15 protein-coding genes are annotated in these 19,038 nt (G+C 73.8%); 7 read left to right on the top strand and 8 right to left on the bottom strand.

What is annotated here, in order from left to right:
* The first annotated feature begins 5 nt into the window (after positions 1–5).
* The 4 genes from ACZ407_RS17310 (at position 6) to ACZ407_RS17295 (ending at position 7,722) form a co-directional block, all read left to right on the top strand.
* Positions 6–836, top strand: a complete 831-nt coding sequence (locus ACZ407_RS17310; protein ID WP_468128926.1) for a glycoside hydrolase family 16 protein — start codon at positions 6–8, stop codon at positions 834–836.
* The gene (locus ACZ407_RS17305; protein ID WP_468128925.1) at positions 833–2,458 is read left to right on the top strand and encodes a prenyltransferase; all 1,626 of its coding nucleotides are present in this window, start codon (positions 833–835) and stop codon (positions 2,456–2,458) included. Before ACZ407_RS17310 ends, ACZ407_RS17305 begins: the two co-directional genes overlap by 4 nt.
* A gap of 89 nt (positions 2,459–2,547) precedes the next feature.
* Positions 2,548–4,641 (top strand): HelD family protein, encoded by a 2,094-nt coding sequence (locus ACZ407_RS17300; protein ID WP_468128924.1) that lies wholly within the window; start codon positions 2,548–2,550, stop codon positions 4,639–4,641.
* A gap of 249 nt (positions 4,642–4,890) precedes the next feature.
* Complete coding sequence (locus ACZ407_RS17295) at positions 4,891–7,722, top strand: ATP-binding protein (protein ID WP_468128923.1); 2,832 nt, start codon at positions 4,891–4,893, stop codon at positions 7,720–7,722.
* On the opposite strand, the gene ACZ407_RS17290 is transcribed toward ACZ407_RS17295, so the two are convergent.
* The gene (locus ACZ407_RS17290) at positions 7,676–8,911 is read right to left on the bottom strand and encodes a cytochrome P450 family protein (protein WP_468128922.1); all 1,236 of its coding nucleotides are present in this window, start codon (positions 8,909–8,911) and stop codon (positions 7,676–7,678) included. The two genes, ACZ407_RS17295 and ACZ407_RS17290, sit on opposite strands and share 47 nt — an antisense overlap.
* A 215-nt stretch (positions 8,912–9,126) precedes the next feature.
* The gene (locus tag ACZ407_RS17285) at positions 9,127–10,623 is read right to left on the bottom strand and encodes an MFS transporter (protein WP_468128921.1); all 1,497 of its coding nucleotides are present in this window, start codon (positions 10,621–10,623) and stop codon (positions 9,127–9,129) included.
* A gap of 148 nt (positions 10,624–10,771) precedes the next feature.
* On the opposite strand from ACZ407_RS17285, the gene ACZ407_RS17280 reads away from it, so the two are divergent.
* Entirely contained in the window at positions 10,772–11,413 is a 642-nt protein-coding gene (locus ACZ407_RS17280; protein ID WP_468128920.1) for a TetR/AcrR family transcriptional regulator, read from the top strand.
* A gap of 131 nt (positions 11,414–11,544) precedes the next feature.
* Here the strand turns inward: ACZ407_RS17280 and ACZ407_RS17275 are convergent, their stop codons facing one another.
* The 5 genes from ACZ407_RS17275 to ACZ407_RS17255 form a co-directional block, all read right to left on the bottom strand.
* Positions 11,545–12,219, bottom strand: a complete 675-nt coding sequence (locus tag ACZ407_RS17275) for an FMN-binding negative transcriptional regulator (RefSeq protein WP_468128919.1) — start codon at positions 12,217–12,219, stop codon at positions 11,545–11,547.
* A gap of 33 nt (positions 12,220–12,252) precedes the next feature.
* The gene (locus ACZ407_RS17270; protein ID WP_468128918.1) at positions 12,253–13,779 is read right to left on the bottom strand and encodes an FAD-dependent monooxygenase; all 1,527 of its coding nucleotides are present in this window, start codon (positions 13,777–13,779) and stop codon (positions 12,253–12,255) included.
* A 222-nt stretch (positions 13,780–14,001) separates the two neighbouring features.
* Positions 14,002–14,505 (bottom strand): SixA phosphatase family protein, encoded by a 504-nt coding sequence (locus ACZ407_RS17265; protein ID WP_468128917.1) that lies wholly within the window; start codon positions 14,503–14,505, stop codon positions 14,002–14,004.
* 10 nt (positions 14,506–14,515) lie between these two features.
* Complete coding sequence (locus ACZ407_RS17260) at positions 14,516–15,976, bottom strand: amidase (RefSeq protein WP_468128916.1); 1,461 nt, start codon at positions 15,974–15,976, stop codon at positions 14,516–14,518.
* A gap of 223 nt (positions 15,977–16,199) precedes the next feature.
* The gene (locus ACZ407_RS17255) at positions 16,200–16,496 is read right to left on the bottom strand and encodes a hypothetical protein (RefSeq protein ID WP_468128915.1); all 297 of its coding nucleotides are present in this window, start codon (positions 16,494–16,496) and stop codon (positions 16,200–16,202) included.
* Between the two features lie 197 nt (positions 16,497–16,693).
* On the opposite strand from ACZ407_RS17255, the gene ACZ407_RS17250 reads away from it, so the two are divergent.
* Positions 16,694–17,464, top strand: a complete 771-nt coding sequence (locus ACZ407_RS17250) for a DUF72 domain-containing protein (RefSeq protein ID WP_468128914.1) — start codon at positions 16,694–16,696, stop codon at positions 17,462–17,464.
* Between the two features lie 387 nt (positions 17,465–17,851).
* Here ACZ407_RS17250 and ACZ407_RS17245 read toward each other — a convergent pair whose 3' ends face one another.
* Positions 17,852–18,502 carry a GntR family transcriptional regulator gene (locus ACZ407_RS17245; protein WP_468128946.1) on the bottom strand — a complete coding sequence of 217 codons (651 nt, stop codon included), beginning with the start codon at positions 18,500–18,502 and terminating at the stop codon, positions 17,852–17,854.
* 96 nt (positions 18,503–18,598) lie between these two features.
* On the opposite strand from ACZ407_RS17245, the gene ACZ407_RS17240 reads away from it, so the two are divergent.
* Complete coding sequence (locus ACZ407_RS17240; protein ID WP_468128913.1) at positions 18,599–19,030, top strand: VOC family protein; 432 nt, start codon at positions 18,599–18,601, stop codon at positions 19,028–19,030.
* Positions 19,031–19,038 lie beyond the last annotated feature (8 nt).

The following is a 19,038-nucleotide window of genomic DNA, read 5'->3' as shown; positions in this document are numbered from 1 at the left end:
AAGACATGGAGACCGTGAACCAGCACCGCGACACCCTTCCGTCCCCGGCGGGCGCGCCGCCTGCCGGGCGCATCCTGTGGCAGGACACCTTCGAGGGCCCGGCCGGGGCCCCGCCCGACCCGGAGCGCTGGCGGACCGTCGCCGGCCAGCCGTTCGGCGCCGGCATCGAGTTCCACCGGGAGGACCCCGGGCACGTGAGCCTCGACGGCTCCGGCCGGCTGCGGATCACCGCCACGCACGAGGAGGGCGAGTACCGGGCCGCGTGGATCGAGACCGTGCGGGAGGACTTCCTGCCGCCGGCCGGCGGGGCGCTGCGCATCGACGCCCGGGTGCGGACCGCGGCGGGCCCGGGTCTGGACTGCGCGCTGTGGGCGTGGGGCACCCAGCTGCGGCACCGCGGGGACGAGGACCCGGTGAAGGCCTGGTACCGGGCCGGGGAGATCGACGTCTTCGAGGCGCTGGGCTCCGAGCCGGACTCGGTCTGGGGCGCCGTGCACTCCCCCGAATGCCACCAGATCCCCTCGCTGGGCATGGGGGCCCGCACCACGACCGGGGACGGCAGCCCGCTGAGCGACGGGTTCCACACGTACTCGGTGCGGTGGCGGCGCGACCCCGGCGAGATCACCTGGTACCTCGACGGGCGCGAGTACCTGCGGCTGACCCCGGAGGACACCACGCCCGAGGGGTGGCTGTTCGACCAGCCGGTGTACCTGTGCCTGGCGATCATCATCGGCAGCCCGGGCGGCCCGGTGCTGCCGGGCGACCCCGACCCGGCCTCGCTGCCCTCGACGCTGCTGGTGGACAGCATCACCGTCTCCGAGGAGTTCCCGGCGTGAACGCGTTGCGCAGCCTGGACCTGGACGGGCTCGTCGACTCCCTGGTCGAGCGGGTGCTGCAGGATCCGACCGGTGCGCTGGGCCCGTCGGTGTACGAGACGGCCCGGCTGGTGGTGCTGGCGCCCTGGCTGGACGGGGATGCGGCCAGGATCCGCTTCCTGGTGGACGGGCAGCGGCCGGACGGGAGTTGGGGCGGTCCGGGCGGCTATGCCCTGGTTCCGACGCTGAGCGCGACGGAGGCCCTGCTCGCGGTGCTGGGCCGGGGCGCGGAGCCGGGTCCGGTGCCGCGGGCGGTGCTGGCCGAGGCGGCGCGGCGGGGCCTGGCGTCCGCGGCCGGGCAGATCGCCGGGACGGCGCACGATCCGGTGCCGCCGACCGTGGTGTTCTTCATGCTGATCCCGGCGCTGGTGGAGGGCGTCAACGCGCGTCTGGCGGTGCTGCCGGAGCCGGGCCGGCCGCTCCCGCTGGGCCTGCCGCACGGGCTGACGGAGGAGGCGCTGCGCGGGCTGCGCGGCGGTGCGTGGCGCAATCCGCTGGCCGGGCACTACCTGGAGATCGTGGGCCCGGCGGCCGTCGGTGCGGCGGAGATGGAGCCGGTGGGCGGGGCGGTCGGCTGTTCCGCCGCGGCGACGGCGGCCTGGCTCGGGCCGCGGCGGCCGGCGGATCCCCTGGACCCGTCCGTGCGCTTCCTGCGGGAGATCCAGGAGCGGGGGGCGGGCACGGTGCCGGCGATGACCTCGGTCGTGTACTACGAGCGGGCGTGGATCGCGGGGAACCTGGCCGGCGCCGGGGTCTCCCCGGAGCGGCTCGCCCCGCTGCTGAAGGAACTCCCCGGGCGGGTCGGGCACTCGGGCGCCCCCACGGCGCCGGGGTTCGCGTACGAGGCGGAGACCACGGCGATCGTGCTGACCGCCCTGGCCCGGCTCGGGGCCCCGCAGGAGCCGGAGTACCTGTGGCAGTACGACGCGGGCAGCCACTTCATGTCCACCATCCCGGAGCACCAGCCGTCCACGACCACGAACGCGCACGTCCTGGAGGCGCTCGGCTGCCATCTGGACGCCGTACGGGACGCGGGCGCGAGCGCCGGCGGGGCCGCTGGGGACACCAGCCGGTACCGGGACGCGGTCGGCCGGATCGCGGCCTGGCTGCGGGACCACCAGCTTCCGGACGGCAGCTGGTCCGACAAGTGGCACGCCTCGCCGTTCTTCGCGACGATGCGCTGCTCCCTGGCGCTGCACCGGTACGCGGGGGCGGAGTCGGGGCCGACGCTGGGCAGGGCCGTCGAGTGGCTGCTGCGGGGTCAGCGGCGGGACGGGTCGTGGGGCCGCTGGGAGGGCACCGCGGAGGAGACCGCGTACGCGGTGCGGACCCTGCTCGACCTCACGGACCCGGCGGCCGGCGGGCAGGACGTGGCGGAGCGGCCCGCGGCGGTCGCGGACGCGGTGGACCGGGGGGTGTCCTTCCTGCTGGCGCACGGGCTGGACGCGGACCGGCACCCGCCGCTGTGGATCGGCAAGGAGCTCTACTCGCCGGGCCACATCGTGCGGGCGGCGGTGCTGGGCGCCCTGTCGGCGGCCCGCCGGGAGCCGTCCGCAAATAACGCAACCCGGCCAGTCTCTTAACTCGGTTCAGTTATGCTGTGACGGAGAACCCGCCGTCCGGCCCTGCCGGACGGCGGCGCACGACCGTCACTGCGGAAAGGTCTCGATCGATGACGTCACACGTCCAGGACAGGGACGGCACCCGGGAGGCCGTCAGCCTCGGCGACGAGCTCGCCACGGAGCGTGCCTACGTCGCGGTGTGCCGTGAGGCGATGACCCGGCAGGTGGAGGACGCGAGCCACCAGGTCATCGCGGGCGAGGACGTTTCGGGCGACGGGGCGAGCGCGGAGGCCCTCGGCCGGTACCTGCGCACCCGCGCCAAGCAGATGGCGGAGGAGCCGGACAGCCCGCTGTTCTTCGGCCGCCTCGACTTCGAGGACTCGGACGCCGCGGGCGACCACCGCCGGCAGCGCTACTACGTCGGCCGCCGCCGGGTCTCCGAGCACCCGGCCGCCCCGCCGCTGGTGATCGACTGGCGCGCGCCCGTCTCCCGTACGTACTACCAGGCCAGCGCACTCGACCCGCGCGGGGTGGCGGTCCGGCGCCGGTTCGGCTGGGCCCCGTGGAGCCACGGCGCCCCGGAGGACCTCACGGGGCTGGAGGACGAACGCCTCGACCACGCCGACCGGGCCGACGCCCTCGACGCGGCGAGCGCCATCGTGGCCGCCGAGATCGAGCGCCCCCGCCTCGGCCCCATGCGCGACATCGTCGCCACCATCCAGCCGGAGCAGGACAACCTGGTCCGCAGCGAACTGGGCGAGTCGGTGTGCGTCCAGGGCGCCCCGGGCAGCGGCAAGACCGCGGTCGGCCTGCACCGCGCCGCCTACCTCCTCTACACCTTCCCCGAGCGGCTCCAGCGCAGCGGTCTGCTGATCATCGGTCCGAACCGCACCTTCCTGCGGTACATCTCGGAGGTGCTGCCCTCGCTCGGCGAGATCGACATCGCGCAGCTCACCGTCGAGGACGTGGTGGCCCGGCACCCGGTCCAGCGCACGGACCCGGAGCACGTGGCCGCGCTGAAGCACGGCGACCGGATGGCCGGGGTGCTGGAGCGGGCCCTCTATGCCCGGGTCCGGTACCCCGAGGAGTCGATCGCGGTCACCGACGGCTCCTACCGCTGGCGGGTGGACTCGTACGAGCTGGGGCAGGTCATCGACGACGTGCGGGCGCAGGGCGTGCCCTACTCGGTCGGGCGGGAGCACGTGCGCACCCGGGTGGTGACGCTGATCCAGCAGCAGGCCGAGCGGCGGGCCGGTCCCAAGAGCGTGACGTGGGCCCGGAAGATCGGCCGCTCGAAGCCGATCGCCGCGTTCCTGGAGGCGGCGTGGCCGGTGGCCCGTCCGGAGGAGGTCGTCGCCTCGCTGCTGAGCGACGCCGAGGTGCTGGCCGAGGCGGCCGAGGACGTGTTCGACGCGGAGGAGCAGGCCGCTCTGCTGTGGGCCAGGCCGCCGCGGTCGGAGAAGAGCGCCCAGTGGTCGGCCGAGGACATGCTGCTGCTCGACGAGGTGGCGGGGTTGATCGAACGACCCGAGGGCTACGGGCACGTGGTCGTGGACGAGGCCCAGGACCTGTCGCCGATGCAGTGCCGGGCCATCGCCCGGCGCAGCGCCTTCGGTTCGATCACGGTGCTGGGCGACCTGGCGCAGGCCACCGCGCCGTGGGCGGCCCGCACCTGGGCGCAGCAGCTGGGGCACCTGGGCAAGACGCAGGCCACGGTGGTGCCGCTGACCACCGGGTTCCGCGTGCCGGCCGCGGTGATGGAGCTGGCCAACCGGCTGGTGACCGCGCTCGACGCGGACGTGCCGCCGGCCCGGTCGCTCCGGCACGACGGGGAGCTGACGGTGCGCGAGGTCGCGGACACCGCGGCCGAGGCCGCGACGGTGGTCCGGGCGGCCCTCGAACGGGAGGGCTCCATCGCCGTGATCGCCGCCGACGGGGAGGTCGCCGGGCTGTCGGCGGCACTGCGCAAGGCGGGCATCGAGACGGCGACCGCCGAGGACGTGGGCACGGCCGCGCGGGTGACGGTGCTGCCCGCGACGGTCGTGAAGGGCCTGGAGTACGACCACGTGGTCGTGGTGGAGCCGGCCGCGATCGTGGAGTCCGAACCGCGCGGGCTGAACCGGCTGTACGTGGTCGTGACCCGGGCGGTGTCCCGGCTCGACGTGCTGCACAACCGTCCGCTGCCGGAGCCGCTCGCCGGCTGACGGCACGGCGGTTCGGGGCGCTCGCGCCGCCCGGGGTGTTCCTCGCCCCGGGCGGCGATTTCTTTTTCTCCCCGACCGCAACCGACTTATTCCCGCACTGTCATGTTGGCCGAATACTCCCTCGAAAACGTCACACTCACGCCAAGTCCCTGTGGTGCTGGTCACGGAATGCTTCCCAGCCCTTCGGAGTTGCACAGGATGGCTTGAAGAGACACCGAAGCTGCAGCCACTGAGGGAGCAAACCCGAAGATGTCCATCGTCGGACGGGACACACAACTCGCCGAACTGAAGGATCTATTGGCTGCGAGTGACCGCGGACAGGGGTCGATCGCCCTGCTCAGCGGGCCCGCAGCCGTTGGCAAGACCACTCTCCTGCACCATTTCGCGCAACGAGCGGCGTCTTCCGGAGCTCTTGTCCTGAGAGCGGCGTGTTCCCGTGAGGAACGGGACAACGCGTGGGGCGTCGTGCACCAGTTGCTCAACCAGGTGAGCCTTCTCGACGAAGCGGCGCGGCAGACAAAGGAGCGCCTGGAAGCCGGAACTCGAAATCCCGGGGCACACCCGTCGGCCACCCCCACGACACCCGACCAGATCACCGAGGAATTCAGCGCGGCGGTTTTGGCACGGGCCGGCGCGCAGCCCGTCGTACTGGCCGTCGACGACCTCCACGAGGCGGATGCCGAATCGCTGAGCTGCCTCGCCTATCTCAACCGCCGCATGTTCGCCTCGCGCGTCCTGGGCGTGTTCACGGATCGTCCGCGGGGCTGTCCCGCCTATTCCGCCGCCCGCGCCGAATTCGCCCGCCAGCCGGGATTCCACCAGCTGCGGGTGGGTCCCCTGACCACCGGGGACGTGGCCCTGCTGCTGGCCGAGCAACTGGGCGGGACCCCCGCGGCCCCGGTCGTGCGGGAGTTCCACGCGGCGAGCGGGGGCAGCCCGCTGCTGGTGCAGGCGCTGATAGAGGACACGCGCACCGCCATGGACTCCGCGGCCCCGGCCTCCGGGGTGGCCGTGCCGCTGCCGGTGGCGGGCGAGGCCTTCGACTCCGCGGTGGTCGACTGCGTGCACCGGATCAGCGCGCCGGCGGCGGACCTGGCCCGCAACCTGGCGGTGCTCGGGCCGGGCGCCCTGCCGGTGGTCCTGGAGGGCGGCGGCGCGAACGGGGCCGGCGCGCTGGTCCGGGAACTGACCCAGGCCGGGCTGCTGACCGGCATGGGCTTCCGGCACCCGAAGGTGCACGCGGTGCTGTGCGCAGAGGTCTCCGACGAGGAGCGCACCGGTCTGCACCGGCGGGCGGCCGTCCTGCTCCACGACAACGGCGCGGACCCGCGCACGGTCGCCGAGCACATCGTGGCGGCCGGTGGCATCCATGAGTCCTGGGCTCCCCCACTGCTCCAGGAAGCCGCGGCGGATGCCCTCGCGGACGACGACTTCCCGACGGCGATGAGCCTGTTCGACCTGGCCCACGCCACCAGCCCGGACGGCCGCATGCGGGCGTCGATCCTGTTCCAGCGCACCGTGTCGGCCTGGCAGGTCGATCCGTCCAAGGCGATGCGCCGGCTCCCGGACCTCAAGGAGGCGCTCAAGGACGGCCACCTCACCGTGGAGTCGGGGGCGATGTCCCTGGTCAAGAACCTGGTCTGGCACGGCTACGTGGACGAGGCGGCGGACGTGCTGCGGCTGGTCGACGAGCAGCTGGCGGCCGGACCGCGCGAGGAGGCCGCGGCCGAGATCCGTACGCTGCGGCTGTGGCTGTCCGTGCTGTGCCCGCCGTTCCACCGGCGGATGTTCGGGGACTCGGCCCCCGATCCCGGCGGGGAGCTCGGGCCCGCGGCGATCGCCGCGCAGCCCCGCTTCCACGCCGCGGCCGCGCTGTCCGCCGTACTGCGCGGCGGGGAGCCGGAGCCGGCCGTGGTGGGTGCCGGGCACATCCTGCAGATCTCCAGTCTGAACCCGACGCTGGAGACCATTCCGCTCGCGCTGATGACGCTGTTCTACGCGGACCGCACCGACCAGGTCGACGCCTGGTCCACCACGCTCCTGGAGGCGGCCCGGGACCGGAACATCCCGACCTGGGACGCGCTGCTGTCCTCCTTCCAGGCCGCCAACCTGGTCCGGCAGGGCCGGCTGCACGAGGCGGAGAAGCGCTGCGACCGCGCCCTCACCCTGATGTCCTCGCGGGGCTGGGGGCTGAGCATCGGCCTGCCGCTGGCGAGTTCGGTGTACGCGCTCACCGCGATGGGCCGGTACGAGGAGGCGCAGGCCCGGCTCAACCAGCCGCTGCCGGAGGCGGTGTTCCAGACGCTCTTCGGGCAGCACTACCTGTATGCGCGCGGCCAGTTCCACCTGGCCACGGGGCGCCTGCAGGCGGCCCTCGGCGACTTCCTGGCCTGCGGGAAGGCCCTGGAGGCCTGGGGGGTGGGGCACACCACGCTGATCCCGTGGCGCACCGGGGTGGCCGAGACCCACCTGCGGCTGGGCCAGCCGGCCCAGGCCGTGCCGTACCTGCGCGAGGAGCTGTCCGCCCACGAGCAGCACCCGCGGATCCACGGGGAGGCGCTGCGCCTGCTGGCCGCGACCACGGCGCCCCGCCAGCGGCTGCGGCTGCTGAAGCAGGCCACGGACGAACTCCAGGAGTCGGGCTCGGAGTTCCTGCTCGCCCGGGCCCTGGGCGACCTCGGCCGGGCGTACCAGGTGCTCGGGCAGTCCAACCGGGCGCGGGTCATCATCCGGCGGGCCTACCGGCTGGCGAAGAAGTGCCGGGCCGAGCCGCTGGCCCGGAACCTGCTGCCGGACGCGGAGCGGGCGGCCGAGGGGCAGGGCTGCGCCGCCGGGCACCAGGGCGAGGGGCAGGCCCACGAGGTGCTGTCCGCGGCGGAGCTGCGGGTGGCGGCCCTCGCCGCGGACGGGCACACCAACCGGGAGATCGCCCGCCGGCTGTTCATCACGGTCAGCACGGTCGAGCAGCACATGACGCGGGTCCTGCGCAAGCTCAACCTGTCCCGCCGCGACGACCTGCCCCAAGGCCTGGCCGCTATCGGCGGTTCAGCCGCACCGGCAGTGAGTGGAGTCCGCGGATAAGGGTGCTGGTCCGCCACCGCATGTCCTCGGGGTCCGCCGCGAGCCGCATGTCGGGGAAGGTGTCGAGCAGGGCGTCGAACGCCAGCTGCGCCTCCATCCTCGCCAGCGGCGCCCCGAGGCAGTAGTGGATGCCGTGTCCGAAGGCCACGTGGCCGCCGGTGGGGCGGCGGATGTCGAGGGCGTGCGGTGCGCCGAAGCGCTCCGGGTCGCGGTTGGCGGAGGCCAGCGCCAGGAGGACGAAGTCCCCGGCGGGGATCTCCACTTCGCCGATGGTCAGGGGCTCGGTGGCGCAGCGGAAGGTGGCGTGCTTGAGCGGGCTCTCCAGGCGGAGGAACTCCTCGACGGCTCCGGGCAGCAGGGAGCGGTCCGCGCGGAGGGCCTCCCACTGGTCGAGGTTGGCCATCAGGTGGAGCAGCCCGTTGCCGAGGGTGTTGACGGTGGTCTCGTGGCCGCCGATGAACAACAGGAAGGCCATCGAGACGAGTTCCGTCTCGCTGAGCCGGTCGTCCACGTCACGGGCCGCGACCAGGGCGGCGAGCACGTCCTCGGTGGGCATCCGGCGCTTGCGCTCGATGAGTTCGCGGAGGTATTCGATCATTGCGGTCGAGGCGGCCGCGGTGGCCTCCGGGGAATCCCCGGAAACGAGCGCCTTGGACCAGGACTTGAAGTTCTCCTGCTCTTCGAGCGGTACGCCCAGAAGCAGGCAGATCACGCGGATCGGCAGCGGGAAGGCGAAGGCGTCGAGCAGGTCCACCGTGTCCTCGGCGGGAAGTCCGGCGAGCAGTTCGGCGGTGATCTGCTCGATTTCCGGCCGGAGTTTCTCGATGGCACGGCTGGTGAAGGCCTTGTTCACGAGTTTCCGCAGCCGGGTGTGGTCCGGCGGGTCGGAGTGCAGCATGTGGGTGGCCAGTGCGGAGGAGAAGGCACCGCGCTTGTTGCGGTCCGGCTCGTTCTGCGCGAACAGGCGGTCCGTACGGTTGAGGTCGGTGCTCAGGCGGGGATCGGCGAGCGCCGCGCGCACTTCCTCGTATCCGGTGATCAGCCAGACCGGAAGTCCGCCGCAGACGGGGACTTCGGGGGGCATCATCACCCGGTGCGCCCTGCCCTTTTCGTTCAGCCGGGCGTAGACCGAGTGGGGGTCCTGCATGAATGCGTGGTCGAGTTCGAGCGGGGCGGAATTCTGAACCATGGGCACATCCTCGAAAATGACGGCTCCGGGGCCGTTCACGGGTCGCGGTGCAGCCTACGGACGACTCTCCCGGGCGGCCGGTGGCCTGAGGTGAAATGAGGGGCTGTAGGGGCTGGGTAGGGGCCGCCCGCGGGGGTGTGGAACACCGTCCGCGGGCGGCCCGGGCGGCCGCCGGGCCGGGGGTTTTACCCGGTGGCCGCCGGTCGGGAGCAGCGTCAGCGACTGGGCGCCAGGTCGCTCTCCTTGGCCGGTGCCGCGTCGGCGGCGGGCTGCTGCGGCTTGCGCAGGTCGATGGTGATCAGCAGGCCGGCGAACACGGCGGCGGCCGCGGTGATCCCGGCGGCCCACAGGCTCGCGACGGCGTAGCCGTGGACGGTGGCCTCGGTCACGGCCTTGCCGCTGTGGCCGCCGCCCGCGAGGCGGTCTGCGGTGACGCTGGTGGCGATCGCGTTGAGCAGCGCGGTTCCGATGGAGCCGCCGAGCTGCTGGGAGGTGCTGACGAAGGCCGAGACGACTCCCACCTCGCGCGGCGGCACCTGGTAGGTGGCGGCGCTGATGCAGGGGGAGATCACCAGGCCGACGCCGATGCCGAGCAGGATCTGGGTGGGCATGAGGGTCGAGGCGTACGAGCTCTCCGGGGTGAGCCGGCCGAGGTTGAGGAGTCCGAGCATCGCGATGAGCAGGCCCGGGACCACCAGCAGGCGCAGCGGCACGCGGGGCACGAGCCGGGCCGCGATCTGCGTGGAGGTGAGGACCGTGGCCACGGTGGCGGGGAGGATCGCCAGGCCGGTGCGCAGCGGGGAGAACTCCATGACCACCTGGAGCTGGTAGGTCAGGATGAGGAACAGGCCGAAGAGGCTCACCATGGCCAGGGCGATGGTGAGGCTGGCACCGATCCGGTTGCGGTCGGCGACCAGGCGCAGCGGGAGCAGCGGGACCCGTCCCCGGGACTGGACGATGCCGAAGCCGGCGAGCAGGACCAGGGCGGCCGCGAGGCAGCCGAGGACCCGGGGCGAGGACCAGCTGTGGGTGGCCGCCTGGTCGAAGGCGTAGACGAGGGCGAGCATGCCGCAGGCGGAGAGCACCGCGCCGGGTACGTCCACCCGCTGGCGGTTGGCGGGCATGGACGGGAGCAGCAGCCAGGCTCCGGCGACGACGGCCACGCCGATCGGCACGTTGACGTAGAAGCACCAGCGCCAGTCGAGGTATTCGGTGATGACCCCGCCGCCGAGGAGGCCGATCGCGCCGCCCGCGCTGGCCACGGAGCTGAAGACCCCGAAGGCCTTGGCGCGTTCGCGGGGTTCGGTGAAGGTGGTGGCGAGCATGGCCAGGGTGGAGGGGACGAGCAGGGCGGCGAACACGCCCTGTGCGACCCGGGCTCCGACGAGGGCTTCGGCGTTGGGGGCGGCGCCGCCGACCACCGAGGCCGCGGCGAAGCCGACCGCGCCGGCGATGAAGGCGCGCCGGCGCCCCATGACGTCCCCGATGCGGCCGCCGAGGAGCAGGAGCGCCCCGAACGCCAGGGTGTAGGCGGTCACCACCCACTGCCGGCTGACGTCGGACATCCCGGTGTCCTTCTGGGCCCAGGGCAGTGCGATGTTCACGATGGTCATGTCGAGCATGACCATCAGCTGGGCGAGCGCGATCACCCCCAGGCCCCACCACCGGTAGCGGACCGACCTCTCCGTGGGGGCCGTTGTTGGCTGTGCCATGCGCCTGTGGTCCTTCCGTCTCTTCGTGCCGTCGTCGCGGGAGCGGTTCGCCGTCCGACGGCGGACACTAGACCAGATTTCTTAACCAAGTCAATTCACAGACTCGGTCATCTGATTGCCCTGGTAAGGGATGTGCTACGGTGGAACGGTGTCAGCACCCATGGGTTTGCGCGAACGCAAGAAGCAGAAGACGCGGGAGACCATCTCCGACGCGGCGATCACCCTGTTCCTCGAACACGGGTTCGATCAGGTGTCCGTGGTGGACATCGCCGCCGTGGCCGAGGTCTCCAAGCCCACGCTGTTCAAGTACTTCCCGACGAAGGAGGACCTGGTCGTCCACCGGTTCGCCGACCACCAGACGGTGAGCAGCACCGTGGTGGCCGAGCGGCCCGCGGGGATGTCCGCGGTGGACGCCCTGCACCGCCACTTCCTCGACGGGCTGGCGGACCGCGACCCGATCACCGGGCTCAACGACGACGAGGGCGTGCTCGCCTTCCACACGCTCGTCTACTCCACCCCGAGCCTCGTGGCGCGCGTCAGCCAGTACCTGGCCCAGGCCGAGGAGGCCCTCGCCGAGACCCTGCTCGACGCGGTCGGCGGGGAGCGCCCCGAGATCACCGCGGCCCTGCTGGCCGGCCAGGTGATCGCCACCGAGCGGATCCTGGCCTCGGTGAACTGGCAGCGCATCGTCGGCGGTCGGAGCGCGGACGAGGTCTACCCGGAGGCCGTGGCGGACGCCGACCACGCCTTCGCCCTGCTGCGCCGCGGGCTGGCGGACGCCGCCGGCTGACGGCCCGGCGCACGCACGGAGCACGAACCGGCGAGAGCGCGAAGACGCCCGAGCAGGAAGACGCGAGAGCACGGAGAAGGCGCCGCCTCGGCCGAGGCGGCGCCTTCTCCGTGCTCGTGTGGACCTGTGGATCAGTCGGCCGGTCCGGCCGGCCCGCTGCCGGGCTGCTGCCGCTCCAGGCGGTTGTGCCGCTCGATGTAGTCGGCCAGCCGGTCCATGCTGTCGGTGCCCCGCTCGCGGAAGGCCCGCGCCTGGGACTCCATGTCCGCCGCGGACTTGTTCTGCCCGAGCTTGTAGACCCCGTCGATGCGGCCGATCGGGATCTCGAAGCCCTGGATCAGCCGCAGGTACTCGTCGAACAGCGCGCTCGCCCGGCGCGGCAGCGACCAGGGCTGCTTCGGGGCGAGCCGGGACTCCTGGTCCTCGATCAGGTCGTCCAGCTGCCGCATCGTCCGCACCTCGTCCAGCAGCCGCGGCCGCCCCATGACCTGCACGGAGGCGTAGGCCCAGGTGGGGAAGTGCGGCTGCGAGGCGTAGTGGTCGGGCGAGATGTAGGCGCTGGGGCCGAGGAAGGCCACGACCACCTCGACGTTGCCGGCGAGCGCCTCGCAGATCGGGTTGCCGCGCGAGAGGTGCCCGCGCAGCTTCCCGTACGGCCAGGCGTGCCGGTCGAGCACGAACGGGATGTGGACCGCCGCGGGCCGCCCCTCCACCGACAGCGCCATCAGGCCCAGCGGGTACTCCTCGATGAGGTCCCACTGCGTCTCGATGTCCGGCGGCCGGAAGTAATCGGGCCGGTACACCATGAGCTCTCTCCTTTCCTTCGGGAGCCGGCCGGATCAGGCCGTGGTCGCGGACACGGCATCGCCGAGCAGCGAGCCGAGGTAGTCGAGCACCGCCGCGCCGCCCCCCGCCGGCGCGGTGAGCCCGACGTACCCGTCGGGGCGGACGAGGACCAGCGTGTCCCCGTCCAGTCCGTACGCCGCCGGCAGCTCGCCCAGCAGGTACGTCCGGAGGCCCTCCGGGGCCGCCGCCGCGACCTCGCTCACGTCCTCCGCGCAGCCGGCGCCGAAACCGATCAGCGTGAAGTGCGGGCCGCGGAACGCGTCGAACAGCCGGACCAGCTGGCCGTTCATGTCGAGGCAGACCGAATCCGGGGCCCGGTCCCCGGCCCGGACCCCGGAGGCGCCGGTGCCCAGGTCGCGGCTGAGCGAGCCGGCGCGGTACTCCAGGCCGAGCTGGAGGGTCTCCTGCGTGAGGCCGGCCTCGGCGCCGCCGGTGCCGCCGGTCATCTCCTCGAACACGGCCTTGGTGCTCGCCACCGCCGTGTCCAGCGTCCAGCGCGCAACGGGCAGGCGCTCCTCCTCGTACGTGTCGAGCAGCGCGGGCGGGGCACCCCCGAGCACGAGGGCCAGCTTCCAGCCGAGGTTGTAGCCGTCCTGCACGCCCGTGTTGGCGCCCAGGGCGCCGAGGACGGGGTGCACGTGGGCGGCGTCGCCCCCGATGAACACGCGGCCGACGCGCAGCCGGTCGGCCATCCGCACGTTGATGCGCGAGGTCGAGAGCCAGGTGGCGCTGTGCACGCGGATCGGCATGCCGGTGGCCCGGTCGACGGCCTTCTGGAGGGCCTCGACCGAGGGCTCCATCGGCAGGCCGTTCTCGCCGACGGGCGGGGTGGCCTGGATCTGCCAGGACCGGGTGCCGCGCAGCGGGCACAGCATGACCACCCCGAGGTCGAGGTCCAGCCACTGGTACCAGGCGTCCGGGGCCAGCCCGTCCACCTCGACGTCGCCCACGATGAGCTGCTTCTCCCCCTCGGTGAACCCGTCGAAGGAGATGCCGAGGGACTTGCGGATCAGGCTGCGGCCGCCGTCGCAGCCGGCCAGGTAGGCGGCGGCGACCTGCTCGGTGCCGTGCGCGGTGGCCAGGGTGGCCGTCACCCGGTCGGCGCTCTGGCTGAACTCGATGAGCTCGGTGCCCCGCTCCACCGAGACCCCGTACTCCGCCAGCCGCTCCCGGAGGATGGCCTCGACGCGGGACTGGGGCATGAAGTGGAGCCGGCGGAACGGTTCGCCCTGGGTGGGGGCGTTGTCCAGGTACGGGATGGTCTCGTTGATCAGCCGGTCCCGGCGGTAGCGCCGGAACGGGAGCCGCTGGGTGCCGGACGCCAGGACCTTGTCGATGACCCCGAGGTCGTGGAAGACCTCCAGGGTGCGGGGCTGGATGCCCGCCTTGCCGCGCGAGGCGGTGGTGAAACCCGGATCCTTCTCGATGATCCGTACGGGGACATCGCGGCGAGCCAGTTCGAGCGCGAGGGTGAGACCGGTCGGCCCCGCTCCGCTGATCAGCACGCTGACGCTTTCCATGCAGCCCTGCCATTTCCTCGATGGGTGGGTGGTTCCCCCGGTCAGGGCTGCACGCTATGGACGCATCCGGGCCCCGGTTAACCCTTAGCGACCCCCTAGTACCCGGGTGATCGAGAGGGGCGGCGGGCGCCGCGGCGCATAGGGGGACCCCGGTACGGGGACGCGGAGGGGCGGGCTCCCCCGGAGGGCGGCGGGAGGCCCCGTCTTCCGGCGCGGGCCGGGTCAGCCGCGCGGGATCTCGAAGGAGCGGAGCTCCGCGGTGCCCGGGGCGAGGCCGGTCCAGGGGCCAGGGCAGTCCAGGACGGCGAGGGCCGAGGTCGGGAACTTCTCGGCGACCCGGTGCAGTTCCTCCCCGTGGCCTCCGCCCGCCAGGAGCAGGACCAGGTCCTGGAGGCAGGGGTTGTGCCCGACCACGAGGAGCCGCCGGGCCCCCGGCGGCTCCTCCCGCAGGAGGTCGAGCACGTCCTCGGCCTCGGCCCCGTACAGGCGCGGCTCGATGCGTACGGGCGGCGGGGCGGGGAGCTCCGCGGCGGCCAGCTCCCAGGTCTGGCGGGTGCGCCGGGCCGGGGAGCACAGGACGAGGTCCGGCGGCCGCTCGGCCGCGGCCAGCAGCCGCCCGGCGGCGGGGGCGTCCCGCAGCCCGCGCGGTCCGAGGGGGCGGTCGGGGTCGGGCACGCCCGGCGGCCAGGCGCTCTTGGCGTGCCGCAGGATCACCAGGTCCGGCATGCGGGCGAGACTAGCGGAGGGTCCCGCCGGGCGCCGTACCTCCCGGAGCTGCCGGACGGGTGGCGTGCACGGCGGGCCGGCGGCCCGACCACGGGCGGGCGGCCTCCAGCTGGGCGGCCAGCCTGAACAGCGTGGCCTCCTCGCCGTGGCGGCCCAGGAAGTGCACGCCGACGGGGAGTCCGGCGGCGTTCCACCACAGGGGGACGGACATCGCGGGGTTCCCGGTGATGTTGGCGACGACGGCCGGGTACTCGACGGTCGGGGCGCCGGTCCTGAGGGCGCGTTCGGGGTCCTCCTCGGTCGAGGAGATCAGGCCGAGGGGCGGCGGGGGCGTGGACAGGGTCGGGGTGAGCCAGAGGTCGAAGCGGGTGAGGAAGGCGGCGACGGTGCGCGAGAAGCGCTGGAGCTCCGCGATCGCGTCCAGGTACGCGGCCGCGGAGATCCGCTCGCCCTGCCGCCGGTGCGCGCGGGTGAGGGGTTCGAGCTCGTACGGCTGCGGCTCGCGGCCGAGCCGCAGGGCCCAGCCGCGTACGAACCAGGCCGTCGCGGCCCGGAAGACCGTGCCGATGGCCGCGCCGGTGAGCGGTGTGAGGCCCGGGAGGTCCGCCTCGGCCATCTCGTGCCCGAGGGCGGCGCAGAGCGCGACCGCGTCGTCGAGGGCGGCGGTGCAGTCCGGATGGCCGGGGGCGCCGCCGGGGATCCGCGGGGTGTGGGCGATGCGCAGCCGCCCCGGTCCGGCGCCCACTTCAGCGGCGTACGGGCGCTCGTACGGGGGTGCCGGGTAGGGGTCGCCGGGGGCGGGGCCGCAGGTGGCGTCGAGCAGGGCGGCGCTGTCGCGGACGCTGCGGGTGACCGCGTGCTCGGTGAGCCAGCCGCCGATCACGTCGCCGTGCCGGGGGCCGAGGGGGTTGCGGGCGCGGGTGGGCTTGAGGCCGAAGAGTCCGCAGGCGGAGGCCGGGAACCGGATGGAGCCGGCCAGGTCGTTGGCGTGGGCCATGGGCACCATGCCCGAGGCGACGGCCGCAGCGGAGCCGCCGCTCGATCCACTCGTGGACAGGGCGGGGTCCCAGGGGTTGCGGGTGGGGCCGTGGCGCTCCGGCTCGCAGGTGGGGAGCATGCCGAACTCGGGGGTGTTCGTCTTGCCGACGATCAGCAGCCCGGCCCGCCGGAGCCGGGCGACGAGCTCGCTGTCCCGGTCCGGGACGAACTCGCCGGTGAACCGGGACCCGGCGGTGAGGCGGACCCCGGCGACCTCGGCGATCAGGTCCTTGACGAGGAACGGAACCCCGGCGAAGGGGCCCGGTGGGAGCGGGCCGGCGGCGGCCGCGAGCGCCTGTTCGGCCATCGGGGTGACGACCGCGCCGAGGAGCGGGTCGAGCCGTTCGATCCGCTCGATCGCCCAGGTCACGAGCTCGGCGGGGGTGACCTCGCCGCGCCGGACGAGGTCGGCCTGGGCGGTGGCGTCGAGCACGGCCGTCTCGGCGGCGGGCCCGGTGGGGCGGCCCGCTGCGTCCTCGCTGCCGGGCCCGGGCCCGGGCCCGCCCGTGCGCCCGGTGCCCCTGGGGCCGTCCCCGCGCCCTTCCCCGGGCCCGTCGCCGAACCCGCCGCCGGACCCGTCGCTGGAACCTCCGCCGGACCCCTCGCCACGCCCGGCTCTGTGCCCGTCCCTGCGCCCGTCCGCCATGTCGGAGGCCTCACTCGACGTGGCTGATGCCGACCTCGAAGTGTTCGACCGTGACGATGCGCTGGCCTTCGCGGCGGGCGGTCTCCTCGCGGATGCGGGCGGCCTGCGCCTCGCTCGCGCGCAGGCTCTGCTCGTCCTCCCAGAGGGTCAGCGTCCGGGCCTGCCCGGAGGCCCGGTCCACGAGGTAGTACAGCCCGCGGAACCCGGGCAGGCCGCGGGCCTGCTCGACCAGGTCCGCCTGGTGGACGGCCAGCTCGGCCTCCTCGGGAACCGGTGACCCCTGGTACGTGCTCAGCCTCGCGAACATCGCCGGTTCCTTTCCTGGGCGGGCGCGGAAGGGGTCCGCCCGAGGGCGGCTCCAGCACCAGCCTGCTCCGGAAGATCGCGCTCCGCATGCCGGCCGTCGGGACGGCGGCTGCGGGAGGGCCGGGGAGTACGCCCCGCCCGGGCGGGCAGGTGCCGGTGGGCGGCCCCGTACGGCGGGGCCCGGGGAAAGGCTGCGGCATGCCCGTCCTCGTCGGGACCTCGGGGTGGCAGTACCGGGACTGGCGCGGCGTGCTCTACCCGGAGGGGCTGCCGCAGCGGCTCTGGCTGGAGGAGTACGCGCGCCGGTTCGCCACCGTGGAGAACAACAACGCCTTCTACCGGCTCCCCGCCAGGGAGGTCTTCGCCGCCTGGCGGGAACGGACCCCCGCCGGGTTCACCATGGCCGTGAAGGCGAGCCGGTACCTGACGCACCTCAAGCGCCTGCGCGACCCCGAGGAGCCGGTCCGCCGCCTCCTCGGGCACGCCGAGGGCCTCGGGCCGCGGCTGGGGCCGATCCTGCTCCAGCTGCCGCCGACGTTCCGCGCGGACACCGGTGCGCTGGCCGCCTGCCTGGACTGCTTCCCCCCTGCGGTCCGGGTGGCGGTGGAGCTGCGGCACCCCTCGTGGTGGGAGGCCGAGCGCCCGCTGCGGGCCCTGCTGGAGCGGCACGGCAGCGCGTTGTGCTGGGCGGACCGGGGCTCGCGGCCGGTGACCCCGCTGTGGCGCACCGCCCCGTGGGGGTACGTGCGGTTCCACGGCGGCCTGGCCATGCCGCCGCCGCATTACGGCCGTCGGGCCCTGGAGTCCTGGGCGGGGCGCATTGCCGAGGGGTGGACGGACCGGGAGGACGTGTACGCGTTCTTCAACAACGACACGGGGGCGGCGGCGGTGGCCGATGCGGCGGTCTTCGCGGGGCTCACGGCGTCCCTCGGCCGGACGGTGACCCGCACCCCGCTCCCCACCGCCTGAACCCCGCCCGCCGTCATCTCGGGGCTCCGCCCCGAACCCCGCGCCTCGAACGCGCGGCACATTCCAGCCCCTCCGGCGTTTGAGGAGCGGGTCCGGGCGGAGCCCGGTGACCCGGCACAACCCAGCCCCTCCGGCGTTTGAGGAGCCGGTCCGGGCGGAGCCCGGTGCCCGGCGCCGGCCGGGGTGCCTTGGGGCTCCGCCCCAAACCCCGCTCCTCAAGCGCCGGAGGGGCTGGATTTGACCCCGCTCCGTGGGCAAGCGCGGGTCCGGGCGGAGCCCGGGGAGCGGTAAGGCCCGGGGCCCGGCGGAGCCCGGGGGGCGGTAAGGCCCGGGTCCGGGCGGAGCCCGGGGAGCGGTGAGGGCCGGCCCCGCCAAGGGGGGCGGCGCTCAGCCCCGCCCCGGCGCGGCCGTGACCACGGCCATCGCGAGGCGGCGGTGGGCCGCGAAGCGTTCGAGGGCCACGTCGGTGGCACGGGCTCGCAACGCCGCGACCAGTTCCCGGTGTTCGGAGGGGATGCAGTCGAGGTACCCCTCGGTGCTCAGACCGATGCGGGTCACCAGGAAGAGGTGGACCTGGCAGCGGATGGCCTCCCAGGCATCCACGAGCCGCTGGTGCCGCGCAGCGGCGAACACCGCGTCGTGGAAGGCGATGTCGAGGCGGACCATCTCGTGCTCGTCGGTGGTGTCCGCCATCAGACCGGCGGCCTTCTCCAGGGAGGCGAGGTCCTCCTCGGAGGCGTGCGCGATCACCCGGCGCACCGCGAGCTCCTCCAACGCCCCACGCAGCGACCCCAGTTCGGCCACGTCCTCGGGAGAGAGCGCGGTGACGGTGGTGCCGCGGTGCCAGGCGCAGTGGACGAGCCCTTCGCGCTCCAGGAACCGCAGGGCCTCGCGCACCGGGCCCCGGCTGACGTCCATCACCCCGGCGAGCTCCACCTCTCGCAACTGCGCGCCGGGCGGGTACGCCCCGCTGAAGATCGCCTCGCGGATGCGGTCCGCCACCTCGTCGGCCAGTCCGCGGCGCCGCGCGGGGGCCACCTTGCCCGGTTCAGCCATGCCCCAGCCCCTCTCGACTCCCCGATGTTAACATTCGACCATTGTCGTGATGTCAACATTAAGACAAGGGACTTGCCGATGACTTCCCCCGCATCCCCCCTCCCGCGGTTCCATCTGGCCGTGCCCGTCGACGACTTGGCGGCGGCCCGGCAGTTCTACGGAAAGGTGCTCGGCCTGGAGGAGGGCCGCAGCACCGGGACCTGGGTGGACTGGAACCTCCAGGGGCACCAGTTCGTCACGCACCTCGCGCCGCCCGGGCCGGCGCCCGCACACAACTCCGTGGACGGACACCGCGTGCCCGTACCCCACTTCGGCCTGCTGCTGACGACCGCGGACTTCCATGCCCTCGCCGACCGGCTCCGCGCCGCCGGCACGGAGTTCGTCATCGAGCCGTACCTGCGGTTCGAGGGCGAGGTGGGCGAGCAGTGGACGATGTTCCTGCTCGACCCGTCGGGGAACGCCCTGGAGTTCAAGGCGTTCTCCGACGAGTCCGAGGTGTTCGCGGCCTGAGGACCGGC

Source organism: Streptomyces sp. NPDC030809 (genome assembly GCF_055572195.1).
Note: the sequence above shows the minus strand (reverse complement) of the source record. Positions and strands in the feature narration are given on the sequence as shown.